The 20,693-nt window shown below is 43.6% G+C and carries 17 protein-coding genes and 1 riboswitch; of the genes, 8 read left to right on the top strand and 9 right to left on the bottom strand.

The annotated features are described in order from the left end of the window. Window positions 1–14: 14 nt before the first annotated feature. Complete coding sequence (gene argS, locus E2R31_RS03265; protein ID WP_132972793.1) at window positions 15–1,703, bottom strand: arginine--tRNA ligase; 1,689 nt, start codon at window positions 1,701–1,703, stop codon at window positions 15–17. Between the two features lie 147 nt (window positions 1,704–1,850). Here argS and argR point away from each other — a divergent pair, with 147 nt between their 5' ends. Beyond that, on the top strand, window positions 1,851–2,297 hold the full coding sequence (gene argR / locus E2R31_RS03260) for an arginine repressor (protein WP_061418468.1): 447 nt from the start codon (window positions 1,851–1,853) through the stop codon (window positions 2,295–2,297). Window positions 2,298–2,347: 50 nt separating this feature from the next. Continuing rightward, on the top strand, window positions 2,348–4,882 hold the full coding sequence (gene mutS, locus E2R31_RS03255) for a DNA mismatch repair protein MutS (protein WP_132972791.1): 2,535 nt from the start codon (window positions 2,348–2,350) through the stop codon (window positions 4,880–4,882). Window positions 4,883–4,924: 42 nt separating this feature from the next. Here the strand turns inward: mutS and E2R31_RS03250 are convergent, their stop codons facing one another. Together E2R31_RS03250 and E2R31_RS03245 are read right to left on the bottom strand one after the other, a co-directional pair. Beyond that, the gene (locus E2R31_RS03250; RefSeq protein WP_084925441.1) at window positions 4,925–5,383 is read right to left on the bottom strand and encodes a DUF3021 domain-containing protein; all 459 of its coding nucleotides are present in this window, start codon (window positions 5,381–5,383) and stop codon (window positions 4,925–4,927) included. Continuing rightward, the gene (locus E2R31_RS03245; protein ID WP_084925443.1) at window positions 5,380–5,820 is read right to left on the bottom strand and encodes a LytTR family DNA-binding domain-containing protein; all 441 of its coding nucleotides are present in this window, start codon (window positions 5,818–5,820) and stop codon (window positions 5,380–5,382) included. The genes E2R31_RS03250 and E2R31_RS03245 overlap by 4 nt, the downstream gene beginning before the upstream one ends. Before the next feature lie 208 nt (window positions 5,821–6,028). Here E2R31_RS03245 and mutL point away from each other — a divergent pair, with 208 nt between their 5' ends. Beyond that, complete coding sequence (mutL, locus tag E2R31_RS03235; RefSeq protein WP_132972789.1) at window positions 6,029–7,978, top strand: DNA mismatch repair endonuclease MutL; 1,950 nt, start codon at window positions 6,029–6,031, stop codon at window positions 7,976–7,978. A gap of 150 nt (window positions 7,979–8,128) precedes the next feature. Here the strand turns inward: mutL and E2R31_RS03230 are convergent, their stop codons facing one another. Beyond that, on the bottom strand, window positions 8,129–8,626 hold the full coding sequence (locus E2R31_RS03230; RefSeq protein ID WP_132972954.1) for a helix-turn-helix domain-containing protein: 498 nt from the start codon (window positions 8,624–8,626) through the stop codon (window positions 8,129–8,131). A 158-nt stretch (window positions 8,627–8,784) separates the two neighbouring features. Here E2R31_RS03230 and ruvA point away from each other — a divergent pair, with 158 nt between their 5' ends. Together ruvA and E2R31_RS03220 are read left to right on the top strand one after the other, a co-directional pair. Next, on the top strand, window positions 8,785–9,378 hold the full coding sequence (gene ruvA / locus E2R31_RS03225) for a Holliday junction branch migration protein RuvA (protein WP_084971935.1): 594 nt from the start codon (window positions 8,785–8,787) through the stop codon (window positions 9,376–9,378). Between the two features lie 9 nt (window positions 9,379–9,387). After that, window positions 9,388–9,951, top strand: coding sequence for a DNA-3-methyladenine glycosylase I (locus E2R31_RS03220; RefSeq protein ID WP_084971934.1), 564 nt, complete (start codon window positions 9,388–9,390; stop codon window positions 9,949–9,951). An 82-nt stretch (window positions 9,952–10,033) separates the two neighbouring features. Here E2R31_RS03220 and E2R31_RS03215 read toward each other — a convergent pair whose 3' ends face one another. The 5 genes from E2R31_RS03215 to E2R31_RS03195 form a co-directional block, all read right to left on the bottom strand. Continuing rightward, a complete protein-coding gene (locus E2R31_RS03215) occupies window positions 10,034–10,297 on the bottom strand; it encodes a SemiSWEET family transporter (RefSeq protein ID WP_000166112.1) in 264 nt (87 codons plus the stop codon). 105 nt (window positions 10,298–10,402) lie between these two features. Continuing rightward, window positions 10,403–11,437 (bottom strand): S66 family peptidase, encoded by a 1,035-nt coding sequence (locus tag E2R31_RS03210; RefSeq protein ID WP_132972787.1) that lies wholly within the window; start codon window positions 11,435–11,437, stop codon window positions 10,403–10,405. 163 nt (window positions 11,438–11,600) lie between these two features. Then, window positions 11,601–11,948, bottom strand: a complete 348-nt coding sequence (locus E2R31_RS03205) for a TfoX/Sxy family protein (protein WP_132972785.1) — start codon at window positions 11,946–11,948, stop codon at window positions 11,601–11,603. Window positions 11,949–11,963: 15 nt separating this feature from the next. Beyond that, window positions 11,964–12,641 carry a DUF1129 domain-containing protein gene (locus tag E2R31_RS03200; RefSeq protein WP_165941781.1) on the bottom strand — a complete coding sequence of 226 codons (678 nt, stop codon included), beginning with the start codon at window positions 12,639–12,641 and terminating at the stop codon, window positions 11,964–11,966. A gap of 11 nt (window positions 12,642–12,652) precedes the next feature. Further along, window positions 12,653–13,597 carry a magnesium transporter CorA family protein gene (locus E2R31_RS03195; protein ID WP_132972781.1) on the bottom strand — a complete coding sequence of 315 codons (945 nt, stop codon included), beginning with the start codon at window positions 13,595–13,597 and terminating at the stop codon, window positions 12,653–12,655. Between the two features lie 136 nt (window positions 13,598–13,733). Here E2R31_RS03195 and uvrA point away from each other — a divergent pair, with 136 nt between their 5' ends. From uvrA to mgtA, 3 genes are all read left to right on the top strand, one after another. Beyond that, complete coding sequence (gene uvrA, locus E2R31_RS03190; RefSeq protein WP_132972779.1) at window positions 13,734–16,565, top strand: excinuclease ABC subunit UvrA; 2,832 nt, start codon at window positions 13,734–13,736, stop codon at window positions 16,563–16,565. Continuing rightward, window positions 16,558–17,619, top strand: coding sequence for a M24 family metallopeptidase (locus E2R31_RS03185; RefSeq protein WP_132972777.1), 1,062 nt, complete (start codon window positions 16,558–16,560; stop codon window positions 17,617–17,619). Before uvrA ends, E2R31_RS03185 begins: the two co-directional genes overlap by 8 nt. Before the next feature lie 55 nt (window positions 17,620–17,674). Then, window positions 17,675–17,826: riboswitch (M-box (ykoK) riboswitch) on the top strand. A 195-nt stretch (window positions 17,827–18,021) separates the two neighbouring features. Then, the gene (gene mgtA, locus E2R31_RS03180) at window positions 18,022–20,682 is read left to right on the top strand and encodes a magnesium-translocating P-type ATPase (protein WP_132972775.1); all 2,661 of its coding nucleotides are present in this window, start codon (window positions 18,022–18,024) and stop codon (window positions 20,680–20,682) included. Window positions 20,683–20,693 lie beyond the last annotated feature (11 nt).

Below are 20,693 nucleotides of genomic sequence, written 5' to 3'. Positions count from 1 at the left end.
TTGTTAGTACTGAATCACATCTTCTCTGGTGCTTCTACTCCAAGCAAACGAAGGGCTTCTTTGAGAACAACAGCTGTTGCGTAGCTGAGGGCTAGACGACTGTCACGCTCTGGGCTTTCATCTAAGATGCGTGTATGTGCATAGTATTTATTGAAGGCTTGAGCCAAGCTGATTGCGTATTTAGCAATGAGCGACGGATCATAGTTAACAGATGCGCGTTTGATGACACGGGCAAAGTCTTGGAGAAGTTTGATAATTTCCCAGCTTTCAGCATCATTTAGACTGTAATTCGCTTGAGCATTTGGTTGGAAGTCTGCTTTTCTAAGTAGAGACTGAATACGAGCGTAAGCGTATTGGATGTATGGACCAGTTTCTCCTTCAAAGGAAACCATAGCTTCGAGGTCAAAGTCGTAACCATTTCTGCGGTCAGTCTTGAGGTCGTAGAATTTAACAGCTCCCACTCCAACAGCTTGAGCAATTTGATCCTTGTTTTCAAGGTCAGGATTTTTTGCTTCGATTTGTGCTTTGGCACGGCTGATAGCTTCTTGAAGAGTAGGTTCGAGCAGGATGATATTTCCTTTACGAGTAGAGAGCTTTTGACGATTCTTGGTTACCAAACCGAAGTCTACGTGAATCATATCATCGCTCCAGTCAAATCCCATCTTTTTCAAGACGGCTTTTAACTGTTTAAAGTGGTTAGACTGCTCTTGACCAACTGCGTAGACATTTTTAACAAAATTGTAAGTACGTGCACGGTAGATAGCTGTCGCAATGTCACGTGTGATGTAGAGGGTTGCACCGTCAGATTTCTTAATCATAGCGGGTGGAAGTTCAACATCATCGAGGTTGACAATGCTAGCGCCGCGTGATTCTTCTAGCAAACCTTTTTCTTCAAGGATTTGCACGGCCTCATCCATCTTATCGTTGTAGAAGGCTTCCCCGTTTAAGCTGTCAAATTCAACGTTCAACAGTTTGTAAATGCGGTTGAACTCAACCAAACTTTCATCACGGAACCATTGCCAAAGTTGAGTTGCTTCTGGATCGCCATCTTCCAATTTTTTAAACCAGAGACGTCCTTCATCATCAAGAGCTGGGTCATTTTCGATTTCAGCATTGATGCGAACGTACAATTTTAACAATTCGTCAATCGGATTAGCTTCGACGGCTTCCTTACTTCCCCATTTTTTATAAGCAACCATGAGAAGACCAAACTGTTTACCCCAGTCTCCAAGGTGGTTGATTTTAATAGTGTTGTAGCCCATTTTCTTAAAGATATTAGAAAGAGCATCTCCGATAACAGTTGAACGTAAGTGACCGACTGAGAAAGGTTTTGCGATGTTTGGACTTGATAGGTCAATCGTGATATTTTGCCCTTTGCCTTCCGTTTGTTGAGCGTAGTCAGATCCTTTTTCGATGATCTCTTTGATAACTGCTCCAGAAATGGCAGATTTATCAAGGAAGAAGTTCACGTAAGGACCAGTTGCAACAACTTTTTCAAAAGCTTGGCTGTTGATTTTTTCAGCGATTTCAGCAGCAATCATTTGAGGGGCTTTGCGTTCGACTTTTGCAAGTGAGAAAGCAGGAAAAGCGATATCTCCCATGTCAGAGTTTTTTGGTTGTTCTAGTAAATTGAAAATAGCCTCTTGATCCAGGCTATCGATGACGCTAGCCAATTCACTAGCAATCAGTTTTTTTGTACTCATAAGTAGGCTCCTTTTGGACTTTTATTCTATTTTATCATAAATTTAGTGAAAGAAGAAAGATTTTTTTGAATTATTCAGTTTTTTTGGTATAATTATATCTAAAAATAAACCTGAAATCGGTTATAAATATTCATGTAAGAGGTTGATATGAGAAAAAAAGAACGGCACCAGTTGATTAAAAAGATGATCACTGAGGAAAAACTAGCTACACAAAAGGATATCCAAGATCGCCTAGAAGTTCGGAATGTCTTTGTGACGCAAACGACCTTGTCGCGCGACCTGCGCGAGATCGGCTTGATCAAGGTTAAGAAAAATGGTATGGTGTATTATGTGCTAGCGAATGAAACAGAAAAGATTGATTTGGTAGAGTTTTTGTCGCATCATCTAGAAGGGGTTGCGAGAGCAGAGTTTACTTTGGTACTTCATACCAAGCTGGGAGAAGCAGCTGTCTTAGCAAATATTGTTGATGAAAATAAGGACGAGGCGATTTTAGGGACGGTTGCTGGTGCCAATACCTTACTGGTTATTTGTCGAGACCAGCATGTTGCCAAGCTCATGGAAGAGCGTTTGCTAGATTTGATGAAGGATGAATAGGGTTTTGGGACTTGTTCCCAAGCCTTATTTTTGACAAGGAGAGAGCCAATATGACGACAGAAAAACTATCACCTGGTATGCAACAGTATGTGGATATTAAAAAGCAATATCCAGATGCTTTTTTGCTCTTTCGGATGGGTGATTTTTATGAGCTGTTTTATGAAGATGCGGTCAATGCGGCGCAGATTTTAGAGATTTCACTGACCAGTCGTAATAAAAATGCAGAAAATCCGATACCCATGGCTGGTGTTCCCTATCATTCTGCCCAGCAGTATATTGATGTTTTGATTGAGCAGGGCTATAAGGTGGCTATTGCCGAGCAGATGGAAGACCCTAAACAAGCGGTTGGGGTTGTCAAGCGAGAGGTGGTTCAGGTCATCACACCCGGTACAGTCGTTGATAGCAGTAAGCCAGATAGTCAGAACAATTTCTTGGTTGCCATAGATCGTGATGGCAATCAATTTGGCCTAGCTTATATGGATCTGGTGACCGGTGACTTTTATGTGACGGGTTTATTGGATTTCACGCTGGTTTGTGGGGAAATCCGTAACCTCAAGGCTCGAGAAGTGGTGCTGGGTTATGACTTGTCTGAGGAAGAAGAACAAATCCTCAGCCGTCAGATGAATCTGGTGCTTTCTTATGAGAAGGATGGCTTTGAGGATATTCATTTACTGGATCCACGACTGGCATCTGTGGAGCAAGCAGCAGCTAGTAAGCTGCTCCAGTATGTTCACCGGACCCAGATGCGGGAATTGAACCATCTCAAACCAGTTATCCGCTATGAAATCAAAGATTTCTTACAGATGGACTATGCGACAAAGGCTAGTCTGGATTTGGTTGAGAATGCTCGTTCAGGCAAGAAGCAAGGCAGTCTTTTCTGGCTTTTGGATGAAACCAAAACAGCTATGGGTATGCGACTCTTGCGTTCTTGGATCCATCGTCCTTTGATTGATAAGGAGCGAATCGTCCAACGTCAAGAGGTGGTGCAGGTCTTTCTTGACCACTTCTTTGAGCGCAGTGATTTAACAGACAGTCTCAAGGGTGTTTATGATATCGAACGCTTGGCTAGTCGGGTTTCTTTTGGCAAGACCAATCCCAAGGATCTCTTGCAGTTGGCGACCACCTTATCCAGTGTGCCACGGATTCGAGCGATTTTAGAGGCAATGGAGCAACCTGCTCTAGCCTATCTCATCGAACAGTTGGATGCTATTCCAGAGTTGGAGAGCTTGATTAGCGCTGCCATTGCTCCTGAAGCTCCTCACGTGATTACGGAAGGTGGCATTATTCGGACGGGATTTGATGAGACTTTGGATAAATACCGTCGAGTGCTCAGAGAAGGGACCAGTTGGATTGCTGAGATTGAGGCCAAGGAGAGAGAGAACTCTGGCATCAGTACGCTCAAGATTGACTACAATAAGAAGGATGGTTACTATTTCCATGTGACCAATTCGCAACTGGGGAATGTGCCTGCCCACTTTTTCCGCAAGGCGACGCTGAAAAACTCAGAACGCTTTGGGACTGAGGAATTAGCTCGTATCGAGGGAGATATGCTGGAGGCGCGTGAGAAGTCAGCCAACCTAGAATATGAAATCTTTATGCGCATCCGTGAAGAAGTCAGCAAGTATATACAGCGTTTGCAGGCTCTAGCCCAAGGAATTGCCACAGTTGACGTCTTGCAAAGTCTCGCAGTTGTGGCTGAAACCCAGCATTTGATCCGACCTGAGTTTGGAGAGGATTCACAAATCGATATCCAGAAAGGGCGCCATGCTGTCGTTGAAAAGGTCATGGGAGCGCAGACCTACATTCCAAACAGTATCCAGATGGCAGAAGATACCAGCATTCAGCTGATTACAGGGCCCAACATGAGCGGGAAGTCTACCTACATGCGCCAGCTAGCCATGACTGCGGTTATGGCCCAGCTGGGTTCTTATGTGCCGGCAGAGAGCGCCCATTTGCCTATCTTCGATGCCATCTTTACCCGTATCGGAGCAGCAGATGATTTGGTTTCAGGTCAATCAACCTTCATGGTAGAGATGATGGAGGCCAATAATGCCATTTCGCATGCGACCAAGAACTCACTCATTCTCTTCGATGAATTGGGACGCGGAACTGCGACTTATGACGGGATGGCTCTTGCCCAGTCCATCATCGAATACATTCATGAACATATCGGAGCCAAAACCCTCTTTGCGACCCACTATCATGAGTTGACTAGTCTGGAGTCCAGTTTGGAACACTTGGTCAACGTCCACGTGGCAACCTTGGAGCAGGATGGGCAGGTCACCTTCCTTCACAAGATTGAACCAGGACCAGCTGACAAATCCTATGGTATCCACGTTGCTAAGATTGCTGGTTTACCGGCAGAACTTTTAGCAAGGGCGGATAAAATTTTGACCCAACTGGAGAGTCAAGGGACGGAAAGTCCTGCTCCGATGAGACAAACAAGTGCTGTCACAGAACAGATGTCACTCTTTGATGCGCCTGAAGAACATCCTATCCTAGCAGAATTAGCTAAACTGGATGTGTACAATATGACACCTATGCAGGCTATGAATGTCTTAGTTGAGTTCAAACAAAAATTATAAAAAGAGTCCCACTCATGCATTTGTGAGTGGGATTTTTCTCTATTACTTTTTATGGGCCAAAAGTTGATTGATGTGGTCTACTTTTTTAGCTTCTCTTTTATAGAGAATAGCCCAGATGATGAGGTAGACAATCGCAAACTCTGGAATGAGCTGGAGATAGAAGGTCCAGTGGAAGGGGAACCAACCAGCCAGAGTTGCTAGTGGGACAAAGCCAGCCAGCATGAGGAAGAAATGAGTCAGAGTGGCGCGGAGCAGGCTCCAGTCACGGCTGAATAAACGACCACCAAAGCTAAAGAGAACACCAATAGCTGACCAGATGACCATACAGTAGAGCAAGACTAGAGCACCGTGAACCTGATGTTGAGCCATCGCTTGGCCGATAAGAGACTCGGGGCTTAGTGGGGCATAGGTATTTGGGGCATAAATGAGTGAAAAGAGAATAGAGAGGATGAGGCCGATAAGTACACCAGTGGCTGCATCGTGAAAGATTTGTTTTTTCATAGTTCTAATTTCTCCTTGATGGTTTTTAGGTAGCGGCGTGAAGAGTAGGTGAAACTTTCGTTTTTTAAGAAAATTTCAACCAGACCGTTGGGGGTGAGCTTAAGATGAGAGATGGAGCCGATATTGACGATTTCAGATTGGGAAATTTGGATAAAAGTGGTCGGTAAGATTTCAAGGACTTGATAGAGTCGCAAATCAATGCTGTAGGTCTGACTCGACGTTTCTGCTAGAACCTTTCGATTCTCTATATAAAAACGCTGAATCTTGCCAATTTCAACTAGATAGACCTGATCATCAATCTTACCTTTGATTGTTTCTTTTTGGTCAAGATTTTCTGCGAACTCGATGACTTTCTGGACTTTCTCGGTTGATTTAGGTGCTTGGACAATCAGCTTTTCTTCCTTGTACGTCTCCTTAATCTGTAGTTCTATTTTCATAGACTTCCCTCCTTTTCAGTTATATAAAGTTAATCTCACTTCTTGTACACCTTTATTAAACACTATTTTACTCCCTATGGCAAGGGACTTTGTCTATGTGGAGGGATTTGGAGTCTATGTGGTATTTGCTTTTTCTAGTAGCATCTGAAATATGGTATAATAGCACTAATCAATTTCTAGGAAAATAGATGCAGAAAGGGGCTGAAAGATGTCTCATATTATTGAATTGCCAGAGGTGCTGGCAAACCAGATAGCGGCGGGAGAAGTGATTGAACGTCCTGCTAGTGTGGTCAAAGAATTGGTAGAAAATGCCATTGACGCGGGTTCTAGTCAGATTATCATTGAGATTGAGGAAGCTGGTCTCAAGAAGATTCAAATCACAGATAATGGTCATGGAATTGCCCACGATGAGGTGGAGTTGGCCTTGCGTCGCCATGCGACCAGTAAGATAAAAAATCAGGCAGATCTCTTTCGGATTCGGACGCTTGGTTTTCGTGGTGAAGCCCTGCCTTCTATTGCTTCTGTCAGTGTTCTGACTCTGTTGACGGCGGTGGATGGTGCGAGTCATGGGACCAAGCTCGTTGCGCGTGGGGGAGAAGTTGAGGAAATCATCCCAGCGACTAGTCCTGTAGGAACCAAGGTTTGTGTGGAGGACCTCTTTTTCAACACGCCTGCCCGTCTCAAGTATATGAAGAGCCAGCAAGCGGAATTGTCTCATATCATTGATATTGTCAATCGTCTGGGATTGGCTCATCCTGAGATTTCTTTTAGTTTAATCAGTGATGGCAAGGAAATGACGCGGACAGCAGGGACTGGTCAACTGCGTCAAGCCATCGCAGGAATTTATGGTTTGGCGAGTGCCAAGAAGATGATTGCCATTGAGAATTCGGATCTAGATTTTGAAATTACAGGTTTTGTGTCTTTACCTGAATTGACTCGAGCTAATCGCAACTATATCAGCCTCTTCATCAATGGCCGTTATATCAAGAACTTCTTGCTCAATCGTGCTATTCTTGACGGCTATGGCAGTAAACTTATGGTGGGCCGTTTTCCACTGGCTGTCATTCACATCCATATTGATCCTTATCTGGCTGATGTCAATGTGCATCCAACCAAGCAAGAGGTGCGGATTTCTAAGGAAAAAGAACTGATGGCGCTGGTCTCAGAAGCCATTTCCAAGAGTCTAAAGGAACAGAGTTTGATTCCAGATGCCTTAGAAAATCTTGCCAAGTCGACCGTGCGCAATCGTCAAAAGGTAGAGCAGACCATTCTCCCCCTCAAAGAAAATACGCTCTACTATGAAAAAACAGAACTCTCAAGACCTTGTCAAGCTGAGGTGGCTGATCATCAGGTTGAATTAACTGAGGAAGGTAGGGACCTAACCCTGTTTGCCAAGGAAACCTTTGATCAGCTGATCAAGCCTGCAAAACTCAATTTTGCAGAGAGAAAGCCTGCTAACTACGACCAACTAGACCATCCAGAGTTAGATCTTGCTAGCCTCGATAAGGCTTATGACAAGCTGGAGCGAGAAGAAGCATCCAGCTTCCCAGAGTTGGAGTTTTTCGGACAAATGCACGGAACTTATCTCTTTGCCCAAGGGCGAGATGGCCTCTACATCATAGACCAACATGCAGCTCAGGAACGGGTCAAGTATGAGGAATACCGTGAAAGCATTGGCAATGTTGACCAGAGCCAGCAACAACTCCTAGTGCCCTACATCTTTGAATTTCCAGCAGATGATGCCCTTCGTCTCAGGGAAAGAATGCCTCTCTTAGAGGAAGTGGGCGTCTTTCTAGCAGAGTACGGAGAAAATCAATTTATCCTGCGTGAACATCCTATTTGGATGGCAGAGGAAGAAATCGAATCAGGTATCTATGAGATGTGTGATATGCTGCTCTTGACCAAGGAAGTTTCTATCAAGAAATACCGAGCAGAGCTGGCTATCATGATGTCCTGCAAGCGGTCTATCAAGGCCAACCATCGTATCGATGACCACTCAGCCAGACAGCTCCTTTATCAGCTTTCTCAGTGTGACAATCCATATAACTGTCCCCACGGACGTCCTGTTTTGGTGCATTTCACCAAGTCAGATATGGAAAAGATGTTCCGACGTATTCAGGAAAATCATACCAGTCTCCGTGAGTTGGGGAAATATTAAGAACACAAAAAGCCTTTGTTCCTTTTGAACAAGGCTTTTTAGCTTTTCTAAGGAGGTACTTTGACTGAACATGGGAAACTTGACACGAGGTTTACACTTGCTTGACAAGACCAGTCCTATAAAAGTACTGAGAAATATGATTCAATTGACTCAAGGTTTCGCAGAGTCGTCTTGGTTTGAAGGATTCTCAAGACCAATCACTTTATCAAGATAACGTTGTTTGGTTTTGAGAGCCTTGTTGATAGCAACTGCAGACGCAATCAAGAGAACGAAGGTCAGCCAAATCCAGGCAGTGAATTCAGCTGGGAAACTAGAACCGGCTAAAAAGAGATAGATAGCCAGAGCCAAGACGAAAATATAAATCACTTGCCAGAGACCAAAGGATTTAACATCTTTATAGTATTTGTCCTTGTCTTCTTCCAAGGTCACTGCTGTGGAACCTTTTTCAGAGTTTTCATCCAGAAGTAGATAGTCAGTTGTCACTTGAAAAATCTTGCTTAATTCAATGATTTTTTCGATCTCAGGAAGGACTTGTCCAGACTCCCATTTGGAGATGCTTTGCCGAGAAACATTGATTTGTTCTGCTAGCTTTTCTTGGGACCAACCTTTTTCCTTTCTGAGCTCAAATAGTTTTTCTGCGAGTTTCATCATTCTATCCTCCTTTTTCTACCTCTATCCTAACAATTTTTACTTATAATGAGAATACAATCTCCTGTACTATTTGTCAACCAGAGGTTGCACCTTTTGTTGCCATCTGTCTTGGGTAAATATGGTATACTAGATAGGCAAAATAATGGAGAAAAACTATGTACGAATATCTAAAAGGAATCATTACCAAAATCACTGCCAAATACATCGTTCTTGAAACCAACGGTATCGGATATATCTTGCATGTAGCCAATCCCTATGCTTACTCAGGTCAGGTCAATCAAGAAACTCAAATTTATGTGCACCAAGTTGTCCGTGAGGATGCTCATCTGCTCTATGGATTTCGCTCAGAAGATGAGAAGAAACTCTTTCTTAGTCTGATCTCGGTTTCAGGGATTGGTCCGGTATCAGCTCTTGCTATCATCGCAGCCGATGATAATGCTGGCTTGGTTCAGGCGATTGAGACTAAGAACATCACCTACTTGACCAAGTTCCCTAAAATTGGCAAGAAAACAGCCCAACAGATGGTGCTAGACTTGGAAGGCAAGGTAGTTGTGACTAGTGATGACCTTCCTGCCAAGGTGGCAGTGCAAACCAGCGCTGAAAACCAAGAACTGGAAGAAGCTATGGAAGCCATGTTGGCACTGGGTTACAAGGCGACCGAACTTAAGAAAATCAAGAAATTCTTTGAAGGAACGACAGATACAGCTGAGAACTATATCAAGTCGGCCCTTAAAATGTTGGTGAAATAGGAGAATAATATGCCAAAACGTTGTTCGTGGGTCAAGATGACCAATCCATTATATGTAGCCTACCATGATGAAGAGTGGGGCCAACCCCTTCATGACGACCGCGCTCTTTTTGAACTGCTCTGTATGGAGACTTATCAGGCTGGTCTGTCTTGGGAAACGGTACTAAACAAACGTCAAGGATTCCGAGAAGTCTTTTACAACTACCAAGCACATCGTATCTCTGAGATGACAGATGAGGAGTTGGAAGCCTTGTTAGAGAATCCAGCCATTATCCGAAATCGTGCCAAGCTCTTTGCGACGCGTGCCAACGCCCAAGCATTTTTACAAATCCAGAAAACCTTTGACTCTTTTGACGCTTATCTCTGGTCCTTTGTTGAGGGGAAAACCATCATCAATGATGTTCCTGACTATCACCTAGCACCTGCTAAAACAGCCTTATCTGAAAAGTTATCTCAAGATCTCAAAAAACGAGGCTTCAAGTTTACAGGCCCCGTTGCAGTTTTGTCTTTTCTTCAGGCTGCAGGTCTGGTTGATGACCATGAGAATGATTGTGAGTGGAAAAGCGGAAGTTAGTGAGTCCAAGCGTCTAACTATCTGAGAATATAGAAAAAGCTGAGAAAATTATCTCAGCTTTTTGATTATATGCTAGTAATTTTTATAGTGCAGTGAGAAATGTCAGTCCACCTAAGACAACGCCAGCTGAGTTTGGAATAATTAGTATCCAATCCTTCTTAGGTTCTTTTGTCCACCCGTAAATAACCCAAATTAAACAAGATACTGCTGCGGATAAAGGCTGGAATGGTTGAGCTTTGTTGCCTTGTAAATTGGCAAAAATTTGTGGGATGTAGGCGATAAATACAATAATCCCGATAAAGGCTCCAATTGAACCGACAATTTGATTTATTTTTTGTTTAGTCATATATACCTCCTTCAAAAAGATATCATAGAAATAAGCAAAATGCAATAAATTTAGACACAAATTGTAACGAAAATCAATACCAAAGCACAAAAATAGAGAAATTGTTTATTTTTTGTTATGGTCAAAGCGAATGACTTGGTCCTGTGCATCCACATAAGCGTGAACGCCAAAGGGGACAATGGCTCTTGGAGTTGCGTGACCGACATTCAGATTATAGACAATCGGGATATTGTTATCAATGATATCCAATAGTGCTTCCTTATAGTCGTCATAGAAGGTTTCATCCATTGGCTTTCCGACCAAGAGTCCACTGATGACCTCAAATACCCCAGTTTCTTTCAAAGCCTGCAACATCTTTTTGAAGTTTTCCGGCTCAGGCTTTTCTTCGCTTGTTTCTAGCAAGAGAATCTTTTCTTCCCAGTCGGATAAGTCAGGGAAGAGTTTGTACTTTTGGCAGAGCTCCGTGCTGTCTGCGTATCGAGAGTTGTCAAAGATATCATAGAGAGATTCAAGACAACCGCCGAGAATTTCTCCCTCAAACTGAGCATTTCCTTGTAACAAGTCAAAACCTGTATTTACATGACTGATACGAGCTGTTCCTAGGGCCTTGGGACTAAAATCAGTCCGTTCCTCATACCAAACGTCGCTAGGACGGATTTCTGAGATTCTTCCAGTCTCAATCAATTCTTTAAAGTAGCGGAAGCTATAGGGTAACATCTCCTTGTCTAATTCACAAATGTCTGCTAGAAAGGATTGCCCGTAAAAAGTCTTGACCCCTAGTTTATGCAACATAAGGTGGTTCATGGTTGTATCCGAGAAGCCAAGAAAAATCTTTGGCTTGATAACCTTTTGAAGCTGATCGTTTTCAAAAAGATAAGGTAGCAAACGATAGGTATCCTCCCCACCGATGGCGCATAGGATCATGTCGATGCTATCTTCCGAAAAGGCCTGCATCAAATCCTCTGCACGTGCTTCAGGATGATCCTTGATAAAGTCCAAGCCCTTTAGCGAATGGGGCAAAAAGACAGGATTGAGTCCCAAATCCTTGAGGCGTTGGATACCCAATTCCACTTCGTGTTTGACAAAATCCTCTCCGATAACACCGCTAGACAAACTAACAATACCAATAGTAGAAACCATATCTCATCCTCCCAGAAATAGATTGAGCCTATTTTATCACAAAAGATGAGAGAAAACTATGGCGAATGTCAGAAGAATGCTTTTAAATCAAGAAAGTAGTAAAAAGCAACCGCCTGAGCAGTTGCTTTTCGTTTTTCTAATCACTAATCTCACTAGATATGAGTTACTTGGTCAACTCTTGATTATAGGAGAGGGCTAAATCAATCCAGTAAGGCAGTTCTTTTTGACCGTCTATATCTAGGTCTATATAGCCATGATAAGGTCGCCCTCTCATCAATGTAGTATGAGCTCCTGTTCGGGGTAGAACTTGCTTTTCCATTTCTTTGCCAATTCTCACCATAACCAGCTCGTCCTTTCTGGAACTGACTGTAAGGACCATTTTCCCACGAATCATAAAGGCCAGGCCACCAAACAGTTTCTTTTCTTCTAGCTCTTCTTCGAAAATTTGGGGAGGAAGTTTGAGCGCTAGAATTTTTCGAATCTGCTGAGCTAAAGATTGACTATATGCCATAGCTTTGCACTTTTCTTAATAACGTGATGGGCCCGCGCTTGCACTTCGGATATTGAAGCGTTTCTTGAGATAGAAGCGAAGGGCGAGAAGGGCTGCTCCTAGGACAGCCAAAGGCAGTGGAGCAAGGATTGGATTGAGAGCTGCTGGTAGGAAGCTTGTTGCGAAGAAGACAGCCAACCAGAGAAGCATAGCAGCGAGGATGACGAGGATTGATTTCCAGAAAGGAGGGCGCTGGCTACGATCTGTGTCTGGTCCATAGTACTGGTAGACAAAGTAGTACATCAAGTAGAAGGCCACCCCTCCAACAAGCCCAACCAACAAGAGGGTAATCAAACCATAGCCAATAGCCTGGTCTGTAGAGAAGAAGGTAGTCAGAGCGCTAACCAATGCAAAGAGACTGGTGATAAAAAGGGCTGAGTCCATAATCATGAGTTTTGGATCGTCATTTTCCTTAGGGTGCTCTTTTTCATATTGCTCCTTGATAGTGAAGCTGTGAGCCCAGTGGGTTGGAGCCCCGTAGAGGGAACGAGCAGTCGTCCCTTTGGCTTGCTCTTCAAGGATTTTAGGAATGACTTCCTCAAAGACAGCTTTGATTTCAGCGTCAGTTTTACCATCTTTGAGAAATTGTTGGGTAGCGATGTGGATAAACTCTTGGTTTTTCTTAGTTAGTTTTTGTAAATCAATCTGAGACATAGGGATTCCTCTTAGAACCATTTTTTATGGATGAGATAGAGAGTGAGCGAGACACTCATAGCAAAGGCGATAAAGACGATTAACCAGAAGGCGTGTGGCTCACCGTTCAGAGGGATTTCATTATCCTTAAAGTTCATCCCGTAGGCTGAGAAGATCATAGTTGGGACAGACATGACAATGGTCACGAGAGCCAGAGTTTTCATGATGTTGTTCTGGTTGTTGGAAATGATAGAGGCAAAGGTCTCTGTCATAGAGTGAAGGACGTTTCCATAGATATCTGCCATCTCGATGGCCTGTTGGGTTTCAATCAGGGTATCCTCGAGTATATCCTCGTCCTCTAAGTATTTTTTGATATTGCTGGTTGCGCTGGTCAATTTCTTGATCACGCGCTCATTTGTCTTAAGCGAGGCCTTGAAATAGACGATGGTCTTTTCCAATTCCATGAGTTCAATCAATTCTTCATTTCGAGTGGATTTATGCAGTTGACTTTCGATTTGTTCGCTCTTGCGATCAATGGAACGAAGGGCAGTTAGATAAAGTTCGGCATTGCGATAAAGGAGTTGAAAGATAAAGCGTGACCGCATGAAGGTATAGAAATTACGCAACCTACGATTGATAAAGACATCAAGAACAGGGAGGGATTCCAGGCAGGTGGTGATAATGGTTTCCTCGGTGATGATAATCCCTAGCGGAATCGTTACGTAATAGGTGCGGTTGTTTCTCTCTTCTGTGACTGGAACGTCTACGATAATCAAAGTGTATTCATCTTCGATGGTAATACGGGACATTTCTTCCGCATCGAGCGGTGCTCGAAGGTCGGCAATGTCAATATTAAAGGCATTAGCAATCTCCAATGATTCATTTTGTGTAGGATTGACGAGGTTGATCCAAGTGCCCGGTTCAAGCGTGTCTATCTCTTTAAATTCAGTTGTGGTTGAGAGAAAAACTTGTTTCATGTCCCCTGTCCTTTCCTACTATTCAGTGTTTGATTTTTTGCACCGTACTATTATACTATAAAAACAGTTTTTTGGGTAATAGAATTTCACATTTTTTGGTATAATGGAAAGCAATAATGGACTAGAAAGAACAAAGATGCAAGATAAAATTGTGATTCATGGGGCACGTGCCCATAACTTAAAAAATATTGATGTGGAGATTCCGCGAGACAAGCTGGTTGTTGTGACTGGTTTGTCAGGGTCTGGGAAATCCAGTCTGGCCTTTGATACCCTCTATGCTGAGGGCCAACGTCGCTATGTAGAGAGTCTATCAGCCTATGCTCGCCAGTTTTTGGGCAACATGGAAAAACCAGATGTAGATGCCATTGACGGTCTCAGCCCAGCTATTTCTATCGACCAAAAAACAACCAGTAAAAATCCTCGTTCGACCGTGGGAACCACGACTGAAATCAATGATTATCTGCGTCTCCTCTACGCACGTGTGGGGACGCCTTACTGTATCAACGGACACGGGGCTATCAAGGCTTCTTCTGTTGAGCAAATCGTGGATAAGGTCTTGGAATTGCCAGAACGCCAACGTCTGCAAATCTTAGCTCCTGTCATTCGTAAGAAAAAAGGGCAACACAAGAGCATCATTGAAAAGGTTCAGAAAGACGGCTATGTCCGCGTCCGAGTGGATGGGGAAGTCTATGATGTGACCGAAGTGCCAGAGTTGTCTAAGAGCAAGCAACACAATATCGATGTCGTGGTCGACCGTATTGTCATCAAGGAGGGCATTCGTAGCCGTCTCTTTGACTCAATCGAGGCTGCCCTTCGTATCGCAGAAGGTTATGTGATTATCGACACTATGGACGATTCGGAGTTGCTCTTTTCTGAGCATTATGCCTGTCCAGTTTGTGGTTTTACAGTACCAGAGTTAGAGCCTCGTCTCTTCTCCTTCAATGCCCCGTTTGGCTCGTGTAGTGAGTGTGATGGTTTGGGCATCAAGCTGGAGGTGGATGTTGATTTAGTGGTTCCTGATACCAGCAAAACCTTGCGTGAGGGAGCCCTGGCACCTTGGAATCCTATCTCATCCAACTACTATCCAAATATGCTGGAACAAGCCATGACAGCTTTTGGAGTGGATATGGATAAGCCCTTTGAGGACTTGTCAGAAGAAGATAAGAACTTGATTCTCTATGGGTCTGATGGCAAGGAATTCCATTTCCACTATGAAAATGAATTTGGTGGAGTGCGCGATATTGACATTCCTTTTGAGGGGGTTGTCAATAATATCAAGCGTCGTTACCATGAGACTAACAGTGATTACACACGCACCCAAATGCGTCTCTACATGAATGAACTAACCTGCGGAACTTGCCATGGCTACCGTCTCAATGACCAGGCCTTGTCTGTCCGTGTGGGTGGGGAGCAAGGACCACATATCGGTGAAATCTCAGACCTGTCTATCGCAGACCACTTGGCTTTGGTGAGCCAGCTGACCTTGTCTGAAAATGAAGCCATTATTGCTCGTCCTATTCTCAAGGAAATTAAGGATCGCTTGACCTTCCTCAATAATGTGGGACTCAACTATCTGACTCTGTCGCGTTCGGCAGGAACCCTTTCAGGTGGGGAGAGTCAGCGTATTCGCTTGGCAACCCAGATTGGATCCAACCTATCAGGTGTCCTCTATATCCTGGATGAGCCGTCGATTGGTCTTCACCAGAGGGATAATGACCGCTTGATTGCCAGTCTGAAAAAGATGCGTGACTTGGGCAATACTCTCATCGTGGTGGAACACGATGAAGATACCATGCGCGAGGCGGATTATCTGATTGACGTTGGTCCGGGTGCTGGTGTTTTTGGTGGAGAGATTGTCGCTGCAGGAACGCCCAAGCAGGTGGCCCGTAACAGTAAGTCTATTACAGGCCAGTACTTGTCAGGTAAACGTGCCATTCCAGTACCAGAAGAGCGCCGTGCCGGAAATGGTCGCTTTATCGAAGTGACAGGTGCGCGTGAGAACAACTTGCAAAATATTACCGCTCGCTTCCCATTGGGAAAATTCATCGCAGTGACAGGTGTATCAGGTTCAGGGAAATCGACCTTAATCAACAGCATCCTCAAAAAAGCCATTGCCCAGAAGCTTAACCGCAATTCAGACAAACCTGGTAAGTTTAAGACGATTACAGGGATTGAGCATGTAGACCGCTTGATTGACATTGACCAGAGCCCGATCGGACGAACGCCAAGGTCTAACCCGGCTACCTATACGGGAGTTTTTGACGATATACGAGACCTCTTTGCTCAGACAAATGAAGCTAAGATTCGAGGCTACAAGAAGGGCCGTTTCAGTTTCAATGTCAAGGGTGGTCGTTGCGAAGCCTGCTCAGGTGACGGGATTATCAAGATTGAGATGCACTTCTTGCCAGATGTTTATGTGGCTTGTGAAGTCTGCCACGGGACTCGCTACAACAGTGAAACCCTAGAAGTCCACTATAAGGAAAAGAATATCTCGCAGGTCTTGGACATGACCGTCAACGATGCGGTGGAATTCTTCCAACACATTCCCAAAATTCAACGCAAACTTCAGACCATCAAGGATGTGGGGCTGGGCTATGTAACGCTAGGTCAACCGGCTACCACCCTTTCTGGGGGAGAAGCTCAGCGTATGAAGTTGGCTAGCGAACTCCATAAACGCTCGACAGGAAAATCTTTCTACATTCTGGATGAGCCGACGACAGGGCTTCATACCGAGGATATCGCTCGCTTGCTTAAAGTCTTGGCTCGCTTTGTCGACGATGGCAATACCGTCCTTGTTATCGAGCACAATCTGGATGTCATCAAGACGGCAGACCATATCATCGATTTGGGTCCTGAGGGCGGTGTCGGTGGTGGAACCATCATCGCAACAGGAACCCCAGAAGAAGTAGCGGCCAACGAAGCTAGCTACACAGGACACTATTTGAAAGGAAAGTTACATCATGAATAAACGTGTGCAAGCATTTTTAGATAAAATGCAAGAAAAAGAACTAGATGGTATTATCATCAATAACCTTAAAAACGTCTATTACCTGACTGGTTTTTGGGGTTCAAACGGAACCGTTTTTATCAGCCGTGACCGTCAAGTCTTGGTGACAGACTCTCGCTATATCATTGCTGCTAAGCAAGAAGTGACAGGTTTTGAGATTGTGGCTGACCGCGATGAATTGGCTGTTATTGCAGGCATCGTTAAGGATATGGGCTTGTCTCGAATCGGTTTTGAAGACGAGATTTCGGTCTCTTATTACCACCGTATGCAGGCTGCTTTTACAGGAATCGACTTGCTTCCGCAGACTCAGTTTGTTGAAGCGCTTCGTATGATTAAGGATGAAGCGGAGATTGCGACTATTCGCAAGGCTTGTTCCATCTCAGACCAAGCTTTCCACGATGCACTTGACTTTATCAAACCTGGAAAGACTGAGATTGAAATTGCCAACTTCCTTGACTTCCGCATGCGTGAGTTGGGAGCATTTGGCTTATCCTTTGATACAATCCTAGCAAGCGGTATCAACTCTTCCAAACCTCATGCTCATCCGATGCACAAACCGGTTGAAGCAGGAGAAGCCATCACCATGGACTTCGGCTGTCTCTACGACCACTATGTCAGCGATATGACACGGACCATCTATCTAGGCCATGTCAGTGACGAGCAAGCAGAAATCTACAACACAGTTTTGAAAGCCAACCAAGCTCTGATTGACCAAGCCAAGGCAGGTCTAGGTTTCCGTGACTTTGACAAAATTCCTCGTGATATCATTGTGGAAGCAGGCTATGGAGAATACTTTACACATGGTATCGGACACGGTATCGGACTGGACATCCACGAAGAACCCTACTTTAGCCAAACTTCCAAAGAAGTCATTAAATCTGGTATGGTCTTGACTGATGAACCAGGTATTTATATTGAAGGAAAATACGGCGTTCGTATTGAAGATGATATCTTAATTACAGATAACGGTTGCGAATTGTTGACTCTAGCACCGAAGGAATTAATTGTTATTTAAGAAAATTATGATAAATCATTGACTTTTATATTTTAAAGGTTTATACTGATAGACGAAAACGGTAGGTGAGGCTACCATAGGGATACGGATGACTACCGCAAAGCAGTGGAGACACTACTCGTTGGTCAACAGTCCTGGTCGCGAAGGCCAAGACTAAGCTCATTTCATTGCCCTATGGAGTTAAAGCTTGAACGAAAAAACAGATAATTAGTTTTTTAATCCTGCCATTTTATGGCAGGATTTTCTACTGTTTTAGAACAGGAAAAGGAGACAGATGATGCAAATTGACGACCACCCAGAACCGCATATACACAGCCAATCGCTGATTTGTGTCGTTCTGCCCTTATAAAGTGATTGGTCTCTGTGTATGAAACACATCATTCATACAGATAGGAGAAACCAATGAAAACTACAAAAGAAAGATTAGCAGCAGCTATTCATACACCTTTAAACGAAACTCTATCTTTTTATAAGACAAGTCTGACAGGCTTGACTGAGGAGCAGGTGGAGGAAAATCGTGATCTATATGGCGAAAACACCATCACCAAGGGTCAAGAAGACAGTATCCTTAAAAAGATTTACGAATCTATTATCAATCCATTTACAATCATCCTTCTTGTCATCGCTATGATTTCCATGGTGACCAATGTCTGGTTGGCGAAGCCTGGACAAGAAGATCCGACGACCTCTATCATCATCGTCGTTCTCGTTCTAATTTCTGGTGGCATTCGATTTGTCCAAGAACTGCGAAGCGACAAAGCTGCGACCAATCTTTCAAAAATGATTGTGAATACAGCCACAGTTATTCGCGAAGGCCAGAGTTTAGAGGTCGCAATTGAAGATTTGGTCGTTGGAGATATAGTAAAATTAAGTGCTGGGGATATGATTCCAGCAGACCTCCTTTTGATTGAATCACGTGATTTCTTTGTTCAACAGTCTGGCTTGACGGGTGAAAGTGATTCGGTTGAAAAATTGGCTTTGTCAAAAATGAGTCAGCCAAATTTTGATAGTCTGCTAGAAGCAGAAGCGCTCGCCTTTATGGGAACCAACGTGATATCAGGAAGTGCCAAGGCTTTGATTCTAGCAGTTGGTGATGACACCATGATGGGGAAAATAGAGCAGACTCTCAATACTTATGACGAGCCTACCTCTTTCGAACGGGATATGAACAGTATCTCCTGGCTTTTAATCCGTTTGATGTTGGTCATGGTTCCCATCGTATTTCTTTCCAATGGTTTGACGGATGGAGATTGGTTAGAGGCTGGCGTATTTGCTTTGAGCGTGGGTGTTGGGCTTACACCTGAGATGCTTCCCATGATCATCACGGCCAGTCTAGCAAAAGGCTCTATTATCATGGCCAAGGAAAAAGTCGTCATCAAAAAACTCAATGCCATACAAGATCTAGGTGCTATTGATATCCTATGCACGGATAAAACCGGAACCCTTACCCAAGACGAAATTGTCCTTGAATATCCTTTGGATATACATGGAGATTTGGATTTGTCTGTGTTGAGACGAGCCTATCTCAATTCCTATTTTCAAACCGGTTTGAAAAACTTGATGGACCGTGCCATTATCAGTAGAACTGAAAAAGAAGCTAAAGAACACGCTATTCTACAAAATTTGGATACTAGCTTCCAAAAAATAGATGAATTGCCCTTTGATTTTGAACGTAGACGGATGAGTGTCATCGTCAAGGATGAAAACGAAGTTGTTAGTTTGGTAACCAAGGGTGCCCTAGAGGAAATGCTTGCGATTTCAACCCATGTGGAATATCAAGGTCAGATTAGCCCTCTGACGGATGATATCCGAGTGGAAATCTTAAAAGAAGTGGACCAACTCAATCAACAGGGCTTACGAGTCTTGGGAGTCGCTTATAAAACAGGTCTAAAAGAAGGTTTTGCTTACTCCGTTGAAGATGAAAAGGAAATGATTCTAACAGGATATCTTGCCTTCCTAGATCCACCAAAACCATCTGCAGCCCCTGCTATCCAAGCTTTATTAGAGTATGGTGTTCAAACCAAGATCTTGACGGGGGATAATGAGAAGGTAACCCAAGCAGTATGCGAAAAAGTTGGTTTAGACGTTGATCAAATCTTGTTGGGTTCTGATATTGATGCTATGGCGGACGAAGAGTTGGCCCAAGCGGTCGAGAAGGTGACTGTATTTGCCAAACTCTCTCCGGATCAAAAAGCACGAATCATTTTACAAATCAAATCTAATGGGCATTGTGTCGGCTATATGGGAGATGGGATCAATGATGCCCCTTCTATGAAAGTAGCAGATGTAGGGATTTCTGTCGATACAGCAGTAGATATTGCCAAAGAGACAGCTGATGTCATTTTGCTAGATAAGGATTTGATGGTGCTTGAAAAAGGTCTGGTTGAAGGACGAAAAGTCTATGCCAATATGACCAAATATATCAAGATGACGGTCAGCTCTAATTTCGGGAATATTCTGTCACTCTTAGTGTCTGGTATCTTTTTACCTTTCCTTCCTATGGCTCCGATTCACTTGATTGTGTTAAACCTCGTCTACGACCTTTCTTGCATTGCCTTACCATTTGATAATGTGGATGAAGACTTTTTGAAACATCCTCATAAGTGGGAGGCTAAGTCTATTACTCGTTTTATGATTTGGATGGGTCCGATTTCTTCTGCCTTTGATATTTTGACCTTTATCTTGCTCTATTTTGTCATTGTCCCGATGGCGACAGGCCAAGCCTATGTTCACGGAGCAGAGTCTGCAACGGGCTTTATCATTCTGTTCCAGACAGGCTGGTTCATTGAATCCATGTGGTCCCAAACTATGGTCATCCATATGCTTCGTTCAGCAAAGCTTCCTTTCTTACAAAGTCGTCCATCATGGTTTGTTCTTGGAACAACCTTGCTAGCAGCTAGCTTTGTGACCTTCCTTCCCTACTCTTCAATTGCTAGCCTGCTTCATTTAACCCCTTTGGAACTAATTTATTTCCTCTTTTTGCTTTTGATCATCGTTCTCTATATGATCAGTGTTACAGTTGTGAAACGAATCTATATCAAAAAATTTAAAAGTTGGCTATAAATTGATTTTGT

It is taken from the genome of Streptococcus downii (assembly GCF_004353325.1).
GTDB classification, from domain to species: domain Bacteria; phylum Bacillota; class Bacilli; order Lactobacillales; family Streptococcaceae; genus Streptococcus; species Streptococcus downii.
Note: the sequence above shows the minus strand (reverse complement) of the source record. Positions and strands in the feature narration are given on the sequence as shown.

Excerpts from the sequence above, each read along its gene's own strand:
- argS (WP_132972793.1), bottom strand. The coding sequence starts at position 1,703 with ATGAGTACAAAAAAACTGATTGCTAGTGAATTGGCTAGCGTCATCGAT.
- argR (WP_061418468.1), top strand. The coding sequence starts at position 1,851 with ATGAGAAAAAAAGAACGGCACCAGTTGATTAAAAAGATGATCACTGAG.
- mutS (WP_132972791.1), top strand. The coding sequence starts at position 2,348 with ATGACGACAGAAAAACTATCACCTGGTATGCAACAGTATGTGGATATT.
- E2R31_RS03250 (WP_084925441.1), bottom strand. The coding sequence starts at position 5,383 with ATGAAAAAACAAATCTTTCACGATGCAGCCACTGGTGTACTTATCGGC.
- E2R31_RS03245 (WP_084925443.1), bottom strand. The coding sequence starts at position 5,820 with ATGAAAATAGAACTACAGATTAAGGAGACGTACAAGGAAGAAAAGCTG.
- mutL (WP_132972789.1), top strand. The coding sequence starts at position 6,029 with ATGTCTCATATTATTGAATTGCCAGAGGTGCTGGCAAACCAGATAGCG.
- E2R31_RS03230 (WP_132972954.1), bottom strand. The coding sequence starts at position 8,626 with ATGAAACTCGCAGAAAAACTATTTGAGCTCAGAAAGGAAAAAGGTTGG.
- ruvA (WP_084971935.1), top strand. The coding sequence starts at position 8,785 with ATGTACGAATATCTAAAAGGAATCATTACCAAAATCACTGCCAAATAC.
- E2R31_RS03220 (WP_084971934.1), top strand. The coding sequence starts at position 9,388 with ATGCCAAAACGTTGTTCGTGGGTCAAGATGACCAATCCATTATATGTA.
- E2R31_RS03215 (WP_000166112.1), bottom strand. The coding sequence starts at position 10,297 with ATGACTAAACAAAAAATAAATCAAATTGTCGGTTCAATTGGAGCCTTT.
- E2R31_RS03210 (WP_132972787.1), bottom strand. The coding sequence starts at position 11,437 with ATGGTTTCTACTATTGGTATTGTTAGTTTGTCTAGCGGTGTTATCGGA.
- E2R31_RS03205 (WP_132972785.1), bottom strand. The coding sequence starts at position 11,948 with ATGGCATATAGTCAATCTTTAGCTCAGCAGATTCGAAAAATTCTAGCG.
- E2R31_RS03200 (WP_165941781.1), bottom strand. The coding sequence starts at position 12,641 with ATGTCTCAGATTGATTTACAAAAACTAACTAAGAAAAACCAAGAGTTT.
- E2R31_RS03195 (WP_132972781.1), bottom strand. The coding sequence starts at position 13,597 with ATGAAACAAGTTTTTCTCTCAACCACAACTGAATTTAAAGAGATAGAC.
- uvrA (WP_132972779.1), top strand. The coding sequence starts at position 13,734 with ATGCAAGATAAAATTGTGATTCATGGGGCACGTGCCCATAACTTAAAA.
- E2R31_RS03185 (WP_132972777.1), top strand. The coding sequence starts at position 16,558 with ATGAATAAACGTGTGCAAGCATTTTTAGATAAAATGCAAGAAAAAGAA.
- mgtA (WP_132972775.1), top strand. The coding sequence starts at position 18,022 with ATGAAAACTACAAAAGAAAGATTAGCAGCAGCTATTCATACACCTTTA.